Source organism: Lysobacter defluvii IMMIB APB-9 = DSM 18482, from assembly GCF_000423325.1.
Classification (GTDB): Bacteria; Pseudomonadota; Gammaproteobacteria; order Xanthomonadales; family Xanthomonadaceae; genus Novilysobacter; species Novilysobacter defluvii.
Genome location: NZ_AUHT01000007.1, coordinates 16654 through 30065, shown reverse-complemented (window position 1 = coordinate 30065; position 13412 = coordinate 16654). Strand labels below are relative to the sequence as shown.

At 70.2% G+C, this 13412-nt stretch carries 15 protein-coding genes; 11 read left to right on the top strand and 4 right to left on the bottom strand.

Features of this window, described 5'->3' with window-relative positions; genetic code table 11:
* The first annotated feature begins 142 nt into the window (after positions 1 to 142).
* The gene (locus G545_RS0106625; RefSeq protein WP_244874618.1) at positions 143 to 1039 is read left to right on the top strand and encodes an SDR family oxidoreductase; all 897 of its coding nucleotides are present in this window, start codon (positions 143 to 145) and stop codon (positions 1037 to 1039) included.
* A gap of 10 nt (positions 1040 to 1049) precedes the next feature.
* Here G545_RS0106625 and G545_RS0106620 read toward each other — a convergent pair whose 3' ends face one another.
* Both G545_RS0106620 and G545_RS0106615 read right to left on the bottom strand, forming a co-directional pair.
* Positions 1050 to 1943, bottom strand: a complete 894-nt coding sequence (locus G545_RS0106620) for a DMT family transporter (protein ID WP_027069692.1) — start codon at positions 1941 to 1943, stop codon at positions 1050 to 1052.
* A gap of 37 nt (positions 1944 to 1980) precedes the next feature.
* On the bottom strand, positions 1981 to 2925 hold the full coding sequence (locus tag G545_RS0106615) for a phosphoribosylaminoimidazolesuccinocarboxamide synthase (RefSeq protein WP_027069691.1): 945 nt from the start codon (positions 2923 to 2925) through the stop codon (positions 1981 to 1983).
* 130 nt (positions 2926 to 3055) lie between these two features.
* Between G545_RS0106615 and G545_RS0106610 the strand changes: the two genes are divergently transcribed.
* The 8 genes from G545_RS0106610 (at position 3056) to G545_RS13905 (ending at position 10100) form a co-directional block, all read left to right on the top strand.
* Positions 3056 to 3388: a J domain-containing protein gene (locus G545_RS0106610; RefSeq protein ID WP_027069690.1), complete on the top strand. Its 333-nt coding sequence runs from the start codon at positions 3056 to 3058 to the stop codon at positions 3386 to 3388.
* 20 nt (positions 3389 to 3408) lie between these two features.
* A complete protein-coding gene (gene rpe, locus G545_RS0106605) occupies positions 3409 to 4083 on the top strand; it encodes a ribulose-phosphate 3-epimerase (protein ID WP_027069689.1) in 675 nt (224 codons plus the stop codon).
* A 67-nt stretch (positions 4084 to 4150) separates the two neighbouring features.
* Entirely contained in the window at positions 4151 to 5116 is a 966-nt protein-coding gene (gene yegS / locus G545_RS0106600; protein ID WP_027069688.1) for a lipid kinase YegS, read from the top strand.
* Positions 5117 to 5296: 180 nt separating this feature from the next.
* Positions 5297 to 6808, top strand: coding sequence for an anthranilate synthase component I (trpE, locus tag G545_RS0106595; RefSeq protein WP_052106711.1), 1512 nt, complete (start codon positions 5297 to 5299; stop codon positions 6806 to 6808).
* Between the two features lies 1 nt (position 6809).
* Positions 6810 to 7388: an anthranilate synthase component II gene (locus G545_RS0106590; RefSeq protein WP_027069686.1), complete on the top strand. Its 579-nt coding sequence runs from the start codon at positions 6810 to 6812 to the stop codon at positions 7386 to 7388.
* A gap of 99 nt (positions 7389 to 7487) precedes the next feature.
* Complete coding sequence (gene trpD / locus G545_RS0106585; RefSeq protein ID WP_027069685.1) at positions 7488 to 8522, top strand: anthranilate phosphoribosyltransferase; 1035 nt, start codon at positions 7488 to 7490, stop codon at positions 8520 to 8522.
* A gap of 4 nt (positions 8523 to 8526) precedes the next feature.
* Positions 8527 to 9318 carry an indole-3-glycerol phosphate synthase TrpC gene (gene trpC / locus G545_RS0106580; protein ID WP_027069684.1) on the top strand — a complete coding sequence of 264 codons (792 nt, stop codon included), beginning with the start codon at positions 8527 to 8529 and terminating at the stop codon, positions 9316 to 9318.
* On the top strand, positions 9315 to 10100 hold the full coding sequence (locus G545_RS13905; protein ID WP_081677770.1) for a haloacid dehalogenase-like hydrolase: 786 nt from the start codon (positions 9315 to 9317) through the stop codon (positions 10098 to 10100). The genes trpC and G545_RS13905 overlap by 4 nt, the downstream gene beginning before the upstream one ends.
* Positions 10101 to 10171: 71 nt before the next feature.
* On the opposite strand, the gene crp is transcribed toward G545_RS13905, so the two are convergent.
* Positions 10172 to 10858 (bottom strand): cAMP-activated global transcriptional regulator CRP, encoded by a 687-nt coding sequence (gene crp, locus G545_RS0106570; RefSeq protein ID WP_027069683.1) that lies wholly within the window; start codon positions 10856 to 10858, stop codon positions 10172 to 10174.
* A 193-nt stretch (positions 10859 to 11051) separates the two neighbouring features.
* On the opposite strand from crp, the gene speD reads away from it, so the two are divergent.
* Together speD and G545_RS0106560 are read left to right on the top strand one after the other, a co-directional pair.
* Positions 11052 to 11849, top strand: coding sequence for an adenosylmethionine decarboxylase (speD, locus tag G545_RS0106565; RefSeq protein ID WP_197050209.1), 798 nt, complete (start codon positions 11052 to 11054; stop codon positions 11847 to 11849).
* A gap of 359 nt (positions 11850 to 12208) precedes the next feature.
* On the top strand, positions 12209 to 12550 hold the full coding sequence (locus tag G545_RS0106560) for an addiction module antidote protein (RefSeq protein ID WP_052106714.1): 342 nt from the start codon (positions 12209 to 12211) through the stop codon (positions 12548 to 12550).
* A 205-nt stretch (positions 12551 to 12755) separates the two neighbouring features.
* On the opposite strand, the gene coq7 is transcribed toward G545_RS0106560, so the two are convergent.
* Positions 12756 to 13400 carry a 2-polyprenyl-3-methyl-6-methoxy-1,4-benzoquinone monooxygenase gene (coq7, locus tag G545_RS0106555; protein ID WP_027069680.1) on the bottom strand — a complete coding sequence of 215 codons (645 nt, stop codon included), beginning with the start codon at positions 13398 to 13400 and terminating at the stop codon, positions 12756 to 12758.
* Between the last annotated feature and the right edge of the window lie 12 nt (positions 13401 to 13412).

Sequence of the window (13412 nt, the reverse complement as noted above, 5' to 3'; positions counted from 1 at the left end):
GCAGTCGGATGGCGGACGAGACGGGTCTGTGCGGACGCGGACGACTCGACGTGTGGAGGGAGGGTGGCCGGGCATGGTAACCCGAAGAGCGGCCGTGAACAGTGCCCGTTATGCTGCCAACTTCGCCACACGGGACCCGATCGTGCCCCTATCCGCCCTGCTTGAAACCGATGCCCCGGTCCTCGTTTTCGGTGCCAGCGGGCAGGTCGGCGACGCGGTCGTGCGCCGCCTGCTGGAGGGCGGCCGGCAGGTCGTCGCGGTGTCGCGGGAGGCCCGCGATGGGCCGGCCGGCGTGACCTGGCTGCAGGGCAGCCTGGACGCCCCGCCGCCCTTGCCTGCAGGCGTGGGCGTGGTCTTCAGCTGCGGCCCGCTGGACAACTTCGCGCGCTGGTATGCGGGGGCCGCGCCCGGGGCGCACCAGGTGGTCGCCTTCGGTTCGACGAGCGCCGAGACCAAGGCGGCTTCGGGGGATGCGGACGAGCGCGCGCTGGCCGGGCGCCTGCTCCAGGCCGAACACACCGTTCTGGAGACCGCGGCCCGCCGGGGCGCCAGTGCGACCGTGCTGCGCCCGACCCTGGTCTACGGGGTGGGCCGGGACGCCAACCTGACCCGGATCGCGTCGCTGGGGCGACGCCTCGGCTGGTTCCCGCTGCCCCGCGGCGCGACCGGCCTGCGCCAGCCGGTGCACGTGGACGACCTCGCGGCCGCCGCCCTGGCCTGCCTCGGCAACCCCGTCGCCGCCGGGAAGGTCTATGCCCTGCCCGGGGGCGAGCGCCTGCCGTATCGCGAGATGGTGGCCCGGGTGCTGGCCTGCCTGGAGCCGCAACCGCGGCTGGTGGAACTGCCGCCGGCACTGTTCCGGCTCACGGCCCGCGCGGCGCGGCTGGCCGGCCGCGGGGCCGGGCTGGCCGCCGTGGTCGAGCGCATGGGCGTGGACCTGGTGTTCGACGATGTGCCGGCGCGCCGCGACCTTGGCTACGACCCGCGGCGCTTCTCGCCCACGACGGCGATGGTGACCCCGCCCCGGCGCGAGGCCTGAGCCGGCCCGCTCAGATTTCCCGGGTCGGCGGCACCGGAAGCGACCGCGACCGCGCCAGCGCCCGCAGCGCGATGATCAGCACGCCGCCCAGCACCATCACGCCGCCGACCCAGAGCTGCGGCCCCGGCTGGTCGCCCCAGACCACGATCCCCAGGATCACCGCCAGCACCGGGGTCAGCAGCAGCCAGGGCGTGAGCTGGGCGATCTCGTGCCGCTGGACCAGCACGTAGTACAAGCCGTGGCCCAGCAGCGAGGAGAACACGGCCGAGTACAGCACCCCGGCCCAGACCACCCAGCTCGCCTCCGGCAACGCGGCCAGCGCACCCGGCTCGAACAACAGGCTCAGCGCCACCAGCGGCCCGACCGCGATGATCGAGCTCCAGCCCTGCTGGCTCACCATGTTCAGCCCCACCAGGCGGCGCATCAGCACCGTGCCCAAGGCCAGGAAGCCGGCCGAGACCAACATCAGTAACAACGACGCGGGCTGCTGCATGACCGTGGGATCGAAGCCGATCACCAGCACCCCGGTGAAGCTGACCGCGATCGCCGAGCCGGTGCGCCAGCCGAAGCGCTCGCCCAGCACCGCCCAGGCCAGCAGCGAGGCCATCGGCACGTAGCTCTGCGCGACGATCGCCACCGACGACAGGTCGCCGGCCAGCTTCAGCGCCCAGAAGCTCAGGCCGAAGTGGAAGACGTTGTTGCACAGCGCCACCGCAAGCAGCCGCCGCCACTGCCCCTTCGGTGGCGCCTTCAGGAACGGTGCCAGCACCAGCGCCAGGATCACCATCCGCAGCGCGGTGAACTCGAAGGCGGGCACTTCCTCCAGCGCGTAGGCGGAGGCCAGGAAGTTGCCCGCCCAGACGAGGCAGACAACGAGGATCAGCAGCAGGTCGCGGATCGGCATGGCGGGGGAGAGGGCAGGGGACGGGCGGCGGGGCCGCTCAGTCCATCTGGATCCCCGCCAGCTTCCACAGGGCCTCGGCGTAGCGGGCGCGGGTGCGCTCGACCACTTCCTCCGGCAGCCTCGGGCCGGGGGAAGTCTTGTCCCAGCCGGACGCCTCCAGCCAGTCGCGCACGATCTGCTTGTCGTAGCTGGGCGGGCTGGAGCCCACCTCGTACTCGTCCGCCGGCCAGTAGCGCGAGGAGTCCGGGGTCAGCATCTCGTCCATCACGTACAGCCGGCCGTCGGCGTCGGTGCCGAACTCGAACTTGGTGTCGGCCAGCAGGATCCCGCGCTCGGCCGCGTGGTCGGCCGCGTAGCGGTACAGGCGCAGGGTGGCATCGCGGATCGCCTCGGCCAGGTCCGGTCCGCACAGGCGGACCGCGGTATCGAAGTCGATGTTCTCGTCGTGCTCGCCCACCGCGGCCTTGGTGGAGGGGGTGAAGATCGGCTCGGCCAGCTTCTCGGCCTGGCGCAGCCCGTCGGGCAGGGCGATGCCGCTGATACGGCCGGTGCGCTGGTAGTCCTTCCAGCCGCTGCCGATCACGTAGCCGCGGGCGATGCACTCGATCGGCACCGGGCGCAGCCGGCGCACCACCACCGCGCGCTTTTCGTACAGCGCCGGGTCGACCCCGTCGGGCAGCACGGCGGCGACGTCGATGCCGGCCAGGTGGTTGGGGATGATGTGCTCGGTGCGGTTGAACCAGAAGTTGCTGATCTGGCAGAGCATCTCGCCCTTGCCGGGGATCGGGTCGGGCAGGACCACGTCGAAGGCGCTGAGCCGGTCGGTGGCCACCATCAGCAGACAGCCGGTGCCCGGGGGCGTGCCGGCGGGCAGGCGCTCGGGCGGGATGTCGAACACGTCGCGGACCTTGCCGCGATGGCGCAGAGGGAAACCCGGGAGCTCGGACCGGGACAGGGTGCGGCGTTGCGAAAGCGTGGACAACGTGAGGCCCTCGGTAGCGCGTCTGGCACTGCCCCGCCGCGGTCTGCCGCCGGCCTTTTTCCAACCCGCGGGCGCGACAGGGCCGGCCAGTGTACGCCGCTGCGCGCCCGCGTGCAGGTACACTTCGCCCATGAAGCGCTGGTACGGAAAACTGCTCGGATTCGTGGCCGGTGCGGCCCTGATGCGCTTCAACCCGCTGTTCGGGGCGCTGCTGGGCCTGCTGATCGGCCACGCCTTCGACGCCGACTGGTTCCGCCTGCGCCGCGACGACCCGTACCGGGTGCTGGGGCTGACCAGCGATGCCACCGACCAGGACATCGAGCGCGCCTACCGCCGCCTGATCGGCCAGTACCACCCCGACCGCGTGGCCGGCGCCGCGCCCGAGCTGCGCCAGCAGGCCGAGACCCGCGCCCGCGCCATCAACCGCGCCTACGACCGCATCCGCACACTGCGCAAGCAGTAGCCAACGAGAACCCGCCTCCCATGCAGAGCACCGTCATCGCCCCCTCCATCCTGTCCGCGGATTTCGCCCGGCTCGGCGAGGAGGTCGACGCGGTACTGGCAGCCGGCGCGGACTGGGTGCACTTCGACGTGATGGACAACCATTACGTGCCGAACCTGACCATCGGCCCGATGGTCTGCCAGGCGCTGCGCAAGCACGGGGTGACCGCGCCCATCGACGTGCACCTGATGGTGGAGCCGGTCGACCGCATCGTCCCCGACTTCGCGAAGGCCGGTGCCTCGCTGGTCAGCTTCCACCCGGAGGCCAGCCGCCACGTGCACCGCACCATCCAGCTGATCAAGGCCGAGGGCTGCAAGGCCGGGCTGGTGCTCAACCCGGGTACCCCGGTGGATGTGCTGGACTGGGTTTTGGACGAGCTGGACATGGTGCTGCTGATGTCGGTGAATCCCGGCTTCGGCGGCCAGGCCTTCATTCCCTCCACCCTGGACAAGCTGCGCCGGGTGCGGGAGATGATCGACAACAGCGGGCGCGACATCCGGCTGGAGATCGACGGCGGGGTCAAGGCCGACAACATCCGCGAGATCGCCGCCGCCGGCGCCGACACCTTCGTGGCCGGCTCGGCGATCTTCGGGGCGGCGGACTACGCGGACGTGATCGCCCGCATGAAGGCGGAAGTCGACGCCGCCCGCGGCTGAAACCGGCGGCGTCTCCCTCCCGGCCCGGGCAGACGCGCGCTACACGGCCCGCGGCTATGCTGCGCCGATGGAAACCCGAACCGCGGCGGTACGTCGATGGAGGCTGGTCCTCAACGGCAAGGCCGCCGGTGACCCGCGCCTGCGCGAAGCCGTCGACAGCCTGCGCGGGCGCGGGTTCGAGGTGGGCGTGCGGGTCACCTGGGAGGGCGGCGACGCGGACCGCTTCATCGCCGAGGCGGTCGAGGACGCCGTCGAGGTGGTGATCGCCGCCGGCGGGGACGGCACCCTCAGCGCGGTCGCGACCGCGATGGCCCGCCACCCGGATGGCGCGCTCCCCTCGCTGGGACTGGTGCCGCTGGGTACGGCGAACGACTTCGCCACCGCGGCCGGCATCCCCGACGATCCCCTGGCGGCCCTGGCCCTGGTCGCCGACGTCGAGCCCCGGCCGGTGGACCTGCTGCGCATCCAGGCCGACACGGAAGAGCACTGGTGCGCCAACCTCGCCAGCGGCGGCTTCGGCACCCAGGTCACCGTCAACACCAACGAGGGCCTGAAGAAGATGCTGGGCGGGCTGGCCTACCTGGTCACGGGGGTCGCCAGCCTCGGGCGTATCGACCCGGTGCACGCGCGCATCCATGGCCCGGCGGCGGAGGGGGAGCCCGCGTTCGAGTGGCACGGCGGCTTCATCGCCCTGGGCATCGGCAACGGGCGCCAGGCCGGAGGCGGCCGCGCGCTGTGCCCGGATGCGTGGATCGACGACGGCCTGCTGGACGTGACCATCATCCCGGAGTTTTCGGACGGGCTGGGTGACACGGTGTCGAACCTGGTGGCGGAGGGCAGGGAAGGGGCGCTGGAGGCGGTGGCCGTGCGCGCGCGGCTGCCCTGGGTGGAGCTGGAATCGGGCGAGGAATTCGTGCTCAACCTCGATGGAGAGCCGGTCAGCGCCCGCCACTTCCGCATCAGCTGCGAGCCGGGCCGCCTGCGCATGCACCTGCCGCCCGACTGCCCCCTCGTGAAGCCCCGCACCGAGTAGCCGAGCGCGGCCAAGGAATGCATCCGCAGCGCGGCGCACGGGTTACGCGAACCCATGCAACCGGGTAAAGTGCCCGGATGATCTCCCGGGCACATCCGCATTCCCGCACCGCCGGCATGGGTTGGCGATGGTGGCATCCGTCCACCGTCCACGCCCCGTCGCACCTGCAGGAAATGCCGCATGACCACGCCCGAGTCTCCCTCGAACGATCCGCAATACGACCGCTTCCGCCAGCTCGCCGCTGACGGCCATACCCGCATCCCGGTCGTCCGCGAGGTCCACTCCGACCTCGACACCCCCCTTTCCGTGTACCTGAAGCTGGCAGACGGCCCGCACACCTGCCTGTTCGAGTCGGTGCAGGGCGGCGAGCGCTTCGGCCGCTACTCGATCATCGGGCTGCCGGCGCGGCGGGTGTACGCCTTCGCCGGGCACACCCTGTACGCGACCGAGCACGGCGAGCTGGTCGAGGCGCGCGAGGTGGACGATCCGTTCGCCGAGGTCGAGCGGCTGAGGACGCGGCATTCGGCGCCGCGCATCGACGGGCTGCCTGGGTTCACCGGCGGGCTGGTGGGGTGGTTCGGGTTCGAGTGCGTGGGGTTCGTGGAACCGCGGCTGGGCGAGGCGCCCACCGATGAACTGGGGACGCCGGACATCCTGCTGATGCTCTGCGAGGAGCTCGCGGTGTTCGACAACCTCAAGGGCCGGCTGTACCTGGTCGTGCATGCCGACCCTGCCGAGGCGCAGGCATACGCGCGCGCGCAGCGGCGGCTGGACCAGCTGGTGCACCGGCTGCGCACGGGCGCCGCCTACCCCGAGACGCTGGATCCGGCCGGGCTGGAGGAGGCCGACTTCGTGTCCGGCTTCACCCGCGAGGGCTTTCTCGAGGCGGTGCGCACCGCCCAGGAGTACATCCGCGCCGGCGACATCTTCCAGGTGGTGCTCAGCCAGCGGCTGTCGGTCCCGTTCAAGGCGCGGCCGGTCGACGTGTACCGCGCCCTGCGCGCGCTCAATCCGTCGCCCTACATGTACTTCCTGGACGTGGGCGAGATGCAGGTGGTCGGCGCCTCGCCCGAAATCCTGGTCCGGCTGCAGCACGACGCCGGGGGCCGCGGCACCGTCACCGTCCGCCCCATCGCCGGCACCCGCCCGCGCGGGGCGACCCCGGAGGAGGACGCCGCGCTCGAGGCCGAGCTGCTGGCCGACCCGAAGGAGCGCGCCGAGCACCTGATGCTGCTGGACCTGGGCCGCAACGACGTCGGCCAGGTCAGCGAACCGGGCACGGTGCAGGTGGGCGAGTCCTTCGTGATCGAACGCTACAGCCACGTCATGCACATCGTCAGCGAGGTCACCGGCACGCTGAAGGAAGGACTCGGCTATGCCGACGTGCTGCGCGCGGCCTTCCCGGCCGGGACCGTCTCCGGCGCGCCCAAGGTGCGCGCGTTGGAGATCATCCGCGAGCTGGAGCCGATTCGCCGCAACGTCTACGCCGGCGCGGTCGGGTACCTGGGCTGGCACGGCGACGCCGACATGGCGATCGCGATCCGCACCGCGGTCATCCAGGACGGCCGGCTGCACGTGCAGGCCGGCGCCGGGATCGTCCACGACTCGGACCCGGAGAGGGAATGGGACGAGACCATGAACAAGGGCCGCGCGCTGTTCCGCGCCGTCGCCAACGCCGCCCGGGGCCTGTGACGTGCTGCTGATGATCGACAACTACGACAGCTTCACCTTCAACCTCGTGCAGTACCTGCAGATGCTCGGGGCCGAGGTGAAGGTGGTCCGCAACGACGAGCTGACCGTCGACGACGTCGAGCGCCTGGCTCCGGAGCGGATCGTGATCTCGCCGGGTCCGTGCACGCCCAACGAGGCGGGCATCTCGCTGGAACTGGTCGAGCGCCTCGGCCCGCGCATCCCGATCCTGGGCGTGTGCCTGGGCCACCAGGCCATCGGCCAGGTGTACGGCGGCGAGGTGGTGCGGGCAAAGCGGATCATGCACGGCAAGACCTCGCCGATCCGCCACCGCGGGCAGGGCGTGTTCGCCGGCCTGCCCGACGGCTACGAGGCGACGCGCTACCACTCGCTGGTGGTCGCCCCCGCCAGCGTCCCGGACTGCCTGGAGGTCACCGCCTGGACCGAGGACGAGGACGGCGGCTTCGAGGAAGTCATGGGCCTGCGCCACCGCGAGCACCCGGTCGAGGGCGTCCAGTTCCACCCCGAATCCATCCTCACCGAGCACGGCCACGCCCTCTTGCAGAACTTCCTCGACGGCTGACCGTCGTTCCCGCGTACGCGGGAACCCAGGCCCGAAAACTGGATCTCCGCGTGCGCGGGGATGACGTTTCCTCCCTACCTTCCTTATCCAGCCAATCCGATGCCCATTACTCCCCAAGAGGCGCTCCAGCGCACCATCGAACACCGCGAGATCTTCCACGACGAGATGGTCGACCTCATGCGGCAGGTCATGCGCGGCGAGGTCAGTCCGCTGATGACGGCGGCGATCATCAGCGGCCTGCGCGTCAAGAAGGAGACCATCGGCGAGATCGCCGGCGCGGCGCGGGCGATGCGCGAGTTCGCCCGCACCGTGGACGTGGCCGACCGCACCCACCTGGTCGACATCGTCGGCACCGGCGGGGACGGCGCCAACACCTTCAACATCTCCACCGCCTCGACCTTCGTCATCGCCGCAGCCGGCGGCCGCGTCGCCAAGCACGGCGGGCGCAGCGTGTCGTCGAGCTCCGGCAGTGCCGATGCCTTCGAGGCGCTGGGCGCGGCGATCGAGCTGGAACCTGCGCAGGTCGCCGCGTCCATCGCCCGCAGCGGCATCGGCTTCATGTACGCCCCGGCCTACCACCCGGCGATGAAGGTGGTCGCCCCGGTGCGGCGCGAGATGGGCGTGCGCACCCTGTTCAACATCCTCGGCCCGCTGACCAACCCGGCCGGCGCGCCTAACATCATGATGGGCGTGTTCCACCCCGACCTGGTCGGCATCCAGGTGCGCGTGCTGGAGGAGCTCGGTGCCGAGCGCGCGCTGGTGGTCTGGGGCCGCGATGGCATGGACGAGCTGTCGCTGGGCGCGGCCTCGATGGTCGGCGAGCTGCGCGACGGCAAGGTGCGCGAGTACGAGGTGCATCCAGAGGACTTCGGCATCGCCATGGCCGCCAGCCGCAACCTGGCCGTCGCCGGCCCGGCGGAATCGAAGGCGATGGTGCTCGACGCGATCGAGGGCCGCGAGGGCCTGCCGCGCGAGATCGTCGCCCTCAACGCCGGCGCGGCCCTGTACGTGGCCGGCGTCGCCGAGAACATCGCCGACGGCATCGACCGCGCCCGCAAGGCCATCGATTCCGGTGCCGCCCGCGCCAAGCTCGACGAGTTCGTCAGCACCACCCGCGAACTCGCGGGACAATAGGCGCATGACCGACATCCTGCAACAGATCCTCGCCCGCAAGCACGAGGAAGTGGACCAGCGCAGCCGCATCCGCTCGCTCGACAGCATCCGCGCGCGCGCCGCCCACCAGCCGCCGACCCGCGGCTTCACCGCCGCGATGCGGCGCAAGCTCGACGCCGGAGAGGCCGCGGTCATCGCCGAGGTGAAGAAGGCCAGCCCTTCCAAGGGTCTGATCCGCAAGGACTTCGACCCGGCCGCGATTGCCCGCAGCTACGAGGCCGCCGGCGCGGCCTGCCTGTCGGTGCTGACCGACGTGGACTTCTTCCAGGGCAGCAACCGCTACCTGGGCGAGGCGCGCGCCGCCTGCTCGCTGCCGGTGTTGCGCAAGGACTTCATCGTCGACCCCTACCAGGTCTACGAGGCGCGGGTGATCGGCGCCGACTGCATCCTGCTGATCGTCGCCAGCCTGGAGGACGGCCCGCTCGTGGAGATGTCCAACCTCGCCCACGAGCTCGGCATGGACGTGCTGGTGGAGGTCCACGACATCGACGAGCTCGAGCGCGCGCTGCAGGCTGACTGCGACCTGGTCGGCATCAACAACCGCAACCTGCGCGACTTCAGCGTCTCGCTGGACACCACGATCCAGCTGCGCGACGCAGTCCCGCCCGACCGCCTGCTGGTCACCGAGAGCGGCATCGCCACCCGCGAGGATGTCGCCCGCCTGCGCGCCGCTGGCGTCGACGCCTTCCTGATCGGCGAAAGCTTCATGCGCGAGCGCGACCCCGGCGAGGCCCTGAAGAGGATGTTCCAGGCATGAGCGAACAGAAGACCACGCCGGCCGGCGAGAAGGTCGCGGTCGCCGGGCAGGGCCAAGAAGGCACCGGCGCCCCGCTGGTCGTGTTCGACTTCGACCACACCCTCTACGACGGCGATTCCGGTGGCCACCTGTTCAAGTGGCTGGTGATGCGCTCCTGGTGGCGGATCGCGCTGGCGCTGCTGATCGCCCCCGTGTTCGGCCCCATGATCGCGTTCCTGCCGACCCGCCGTGTCGGCATCTCCGGTTTCGTCTGGGCCGGCACCGTTGGCCTGCGCGGACCGAAGGACCTGGACGACCACATCGACCGCTACGTCGCCCTGCACGACGAGCGCCTGCGCGAACGCCTGCTCCCCATCGCGCTGGAGGTGCTGGCCCGGCACCGCAGCGCCGGCGACCGCGTGGTGATCGCCACCGGCGCGCCGCCCGAGCTGGCCCGCGCCATCCTCGCCTTCGTCGCCCACGAGGATGTTCCCGTGGTCGGCACTGCGGTGGGACCGCGCCTCGGCGGCATCGTCGCGGTGCGCCACTGCCACTTCCGGATGAAGATGACGATGCTCCGCGAGGCCGGCTTCACCGGCCCCGTCCTGCGCGCCTATTCCGACAGCAGCGCGGACCTGCCCTTGTTGATGGAGGCGGCCGAGCCGGTGGTGGTGAATCCGAAGGCGGAGAGCGTGGAGCGCTTCCGGGAGGCGCTGCCGGCGGGCACGCCGATCCTCAACTGGGGATGCGTTGATCGTGCGGGGGCGCCGGCGGACAAGGTCGATCCGACGCGGGCGGCCTGACGACGCGGGCGTCTGGATCCCCGCGTGCGCGGGGATGACGGGGTTACCGCGTGCGCGGGGATGACGGTCGCTTATCGCGTCCCGTAGATGACGATCGTCTTGCCGCGGGCGTGCAGCTTGCCATCGGCCTCGAGCTTCTTCAGGACCCGACCCGCCATCTCGCGCGAGCAGCCCACCAGGCGCGACAGCTCCTGGCGCGACACGCGGATCTGGGTGCCGTCGGGGTGGCTCATCGCCTCCGGCTCCTTGGCCAGGTCGAACAGCGTGCGCACGATGCGGTCGGTAACGTCCAGGAAGGCCAGGCGGCTGGCCTTGCGGCTGGTGTCGAGCAGGCGGCGGGAGATCTGCGCGCCCATCGCGTACAGCAGCTTGGGGGCGTCCGGTGCCAGGCGCGACAGCAGCAGTTCGTAGAAGCGCTCGTGCCCGATCTCGGCCAGCTCGCAGGGCGCGCGGCTGCGCAGGATCACCTCGCGCTGGCTGCTCTCGACGAACAGGCCGAGCTCGCCGACGAACTGGCCGGGACCGAAGTAGCCCAGCACCAGCTCACGGCCGTCCTCCTCCTCGGCGATGATGCTGACCGAGCCGGAAACGATGTAGTAGAGGGTGTTGGCCGGGTCGCCGGGCCGGAACACATCGGTACGCGACGGATAGCGCCGACGGTGGCAGTGTGCGAGGAAACGCTCGATCGTCGCCCCATCGGGAGTCAGGGGGGTAGTCGGACGGCGCATCAACGTAGTGTGGCCCTGCAAGACGGTCATGTTCACGAAACGCTAAGGTTCGGGTGAGCTTAGGCGGTAGCGCCATGCGGTGGCAAATGATGCCGCGCGGCGACAGTTTCTGACTGCGCGCCCGCATGGACGCAGCCACAACGCCGCATCCGGCATGGTTCCTTTGCGCGCACCGCGTGCCCCATAATTCCGCTCTTGTGTCCCGAACCGGGGTGTTACGCCAGTGGTCCAGCCCAAGCCGTTGCCGCGCCTGCGCCTGCAGGGGTTCAACAACCTCACCAAGGCGCTGTCGTTCAACATCTACGACGTCTGCTACGCGGCGTCGGAAGATGAGCGACGCCGCTACATCGAGTACATCGACGAGGTGTACAACGCCGATCGGCTCACGCAGATCCTCACCAACGTCGCCGACATCATCGGCGCGAACATCCTGCACGTGTCCCGCCAGGACTACGACCCGCAGGGTGCGTCGGTGACCATCCTCATTTCGGAGGAGCCGGTGATCGACAAGAAGGATGCCAAGGGCGTGATCTCCGACGCGGTGGTCGCGCACATGGACAAGTCGCACATCACCGTGCACACCTATCCGGAGACCCACCCGGACAACGGCATCGCGACCTTCCGCGCCGACATCGACGTGGCCACCTGCGGCGTGATCTCGCCGCTGAAGGCGCTGAACTTCCTGATCGAGTCGCTCGAGTCCGACATCGTGATCATGGACTACCGCGTCCGTGGCTTCACCCGCGACGTGAAGGGCAAGAAGCACTACATCGACCACAAGATCAACTCGATCCAGGACTACCTGCACAAGAACATCAAGTCGCGCTACGAGATGCTCGACGTGAACGTCTACCAGGAGAACATCTTCCACACGAAGATGCACCTGAGGGACTTCGACCTGGACCAGTACCTGTTCGAGGAAAAGGCGCGCAACCTGTCGTTCAAGGACCGGATGAAGGTCGAGATGCGGCTCAAGCGCGAGATCGAGGAGCTCTACCACGGCCGCAACCTGGTCGACTGAGCCCCCCGTCGTTCCCGCGAACGCGGGGACCCAAGGACGTTATCCCGCAAGGCCGGCTACTACGCCGGCCTTGTTGCATCTGGACGGCAGGTTCGTTGGCTCCGGAAAGAGCGTCGCCCGTGTGGGGTGCTTGCCGGCCGGTTCGATCGCGCCATCCATGGCGCGACTCACCGGGCGCAGACCATCCATGGTCTGCTCCGGCAACACCCCACACGGACGCCGCACCGGCGTATCGGGCATGCGGCGCGACCAGGAAATCGCGCTTCGTATCCAACCGGATACATCCCCGCGTATCATGCGGACGCGCCATTGCGACAACTACGCCTTGGCAAAGGTCCGGCGCTGACGGAGTGAGTTCCATGACAAAGCGGAAAATCACGCCTGCCCCGGCTGCGCTGGAGGCACTGGGAGTGCAGCCATTTGACTTGGCCGACTACCTCGACAGCGACGAGGCAATCACCGAGTACCTCTCTCAGGTGCTGGCCGACGGCGACGCGGATGAGTTGCTTCGAGCGTTGGGCCACATCGCCAAGGCCAAGGGAATGACACGCGTCGCCCGTGAAGCCGGGCTTGGTCGTGAAAGCCTCTACAAGACCCTCGCGCCCGGCGCAAAGCCGCGCTTCGACACGATCCAACGAATCCTCGCGGCACTCGGGCTGCGCCTCAGTGTGGAGGCCGACAAACCACGCTCTGCCGCCTGACGGATACGCCGCTGCGGTGTGCGTGCCGGCGGTTGCCTGATACGCCGGGGCGGCGTGCGTGCGAGGTGTTGCTGGAGCAGGCCATGGATGGCCTGCGCTCGGTGAGTCTGCCCATGGATGGGCAGACCGAACCGACCAGCAAGCACCTCGCACGCGCGCCGCTCAGCCCGGAGCCGACAAGCGCTCCGCAGGCTTGCCCCGCGAATCAGACCCGGTACGCCACCGCCTTCATCACCTTAGACGCCATCGCCATCACCCACGGAATCGGGAACGGCAGCACCCGCGCCCCCGCCGCCTCGGCGTTGTCCGCGTGGCGCGCCTCGTCGGCCTTCATGACCTCCAGGATCGCCCGGCTGCGCGAGTCCGCCGGCGGGAGATGGTCCAGGTGCTCGTCGATGTGCGCCTCGACCTGGCGCTCGGTCTCGACCACGAAGCCCAGGTTCCAGCCGTCGCCGCGCAGCCCGGCGGCGGTGCCGATCGCGTAGCTGCCGGCGTACCACAGCGGATTGAACACGCTGGGACGGCTGTCGAGTTCGCGCAGGCGGTCGGCGCACCAGGCCAGGTGGTCGGTTTCTTCCTGGGCGGCGTGGAGCAGGTGCTCGCGGGTTTCCTCGCTGCGCGCGACCGCGGCCTGGCCGAGGTAGAGCGCCTGGGCGCAGACCTCGCCGACGTGGTTGATGCGCATCAGGCCGGCGGCGTGGCGGCGCTCGGAATCGTCCAGTTCGACCTCGGGCAGGCCGGCGGCGGGGTTCGGGCGGGCGGCGGGCGGGTTGCCGAAGACGGTCTCCAGGGCGCGCTGGCCCTGGTCGATGATCCGGTCGAGGGGGGTGAGGCGGCGGACGGTATTCATCCCGCGATTCTA

What these genes read in the sequence shown, in the direction of transcription:
- G545_RS0106620 (WP_027069692.1), bottom strand. Translation starts at nt 1,943, where the DNA reads ATGCCGATCCGCGACCTGCTGCTGATCCTCGTTGTCTGCCTCGTCTGG.
- G545_RS0106610 (WP_027069690.1), top strand. Translation starts at nt 3,056, where the DNA reads ATGAAGCGCTGGTACGGAAAACTGCTCGGATTCGTGGCCGGTGCGGCC.
- rpe (WP_027069689.1), top strand. Translation starts at nt 3,409, where the DNA reads ATGCAGAGCACCGTCATCGCCCCCTCCATCCTGTCCGCGGATTTCGCC.
- yegS (WP_027069688.1), top strand. Translation starts at nt 4,151, where the DNA reads ATGGAAACCCGAACCGCGGCGGTACGTCGATGGAGGCTGGTCCTCAAC.
- trpE (WP_052106711.1), top strand. Translation starts at nt 5,297, where the DNA reads ATGACCACGCCCGAGTCTCCCTCGAACGATCCGCAATACGACCGCTTC.
- trpD (WP_027069685.1), top strand. Translation starts at nt 7,488, where the DNA reads ATGCCCATTACTCCCCAAGAGGCGCTCCAGCGCACCATCGAACACCGC.
- trpC (WP_027069684.1), top strand. Translation starts at nt 8,527, where the DNA reads ATGACCGACATCCTGCAACAGATCCTCGCCCGCAAGCACGAGGAAGTG.
- G545_RS13905 (WP_081677770.1), top strand. Translation starts at nt 9,315, where the DNA reads ATGAGCGAACAGAAGACCACGCCGGCCGGCGAGAAGGTCGCGGTCGCC.
- crp (WP_027069683.1), bottom strand. Translation starts at nt 10,858, where the DNA reads ATGACCGTCTTGCAGGGCCACACTACGTTGATGCGCCGTCCGACTACC.
- G545_RS0106560 (WP_052106714.1), top strand. Translation starts at nt 12,209, where the DNA reads ATGACAAAGCGGAAAATCACGCCTGCCCCGGCTGCGCTGGAGGCACTG.
- coq7 (WP_027069680.1), bottom strand. Translation starts at nt 13,400, where the DNA reads ATGAATACCGTCCGCCGCCTCACCCCCCTCGACCGGATCATCGACCAG.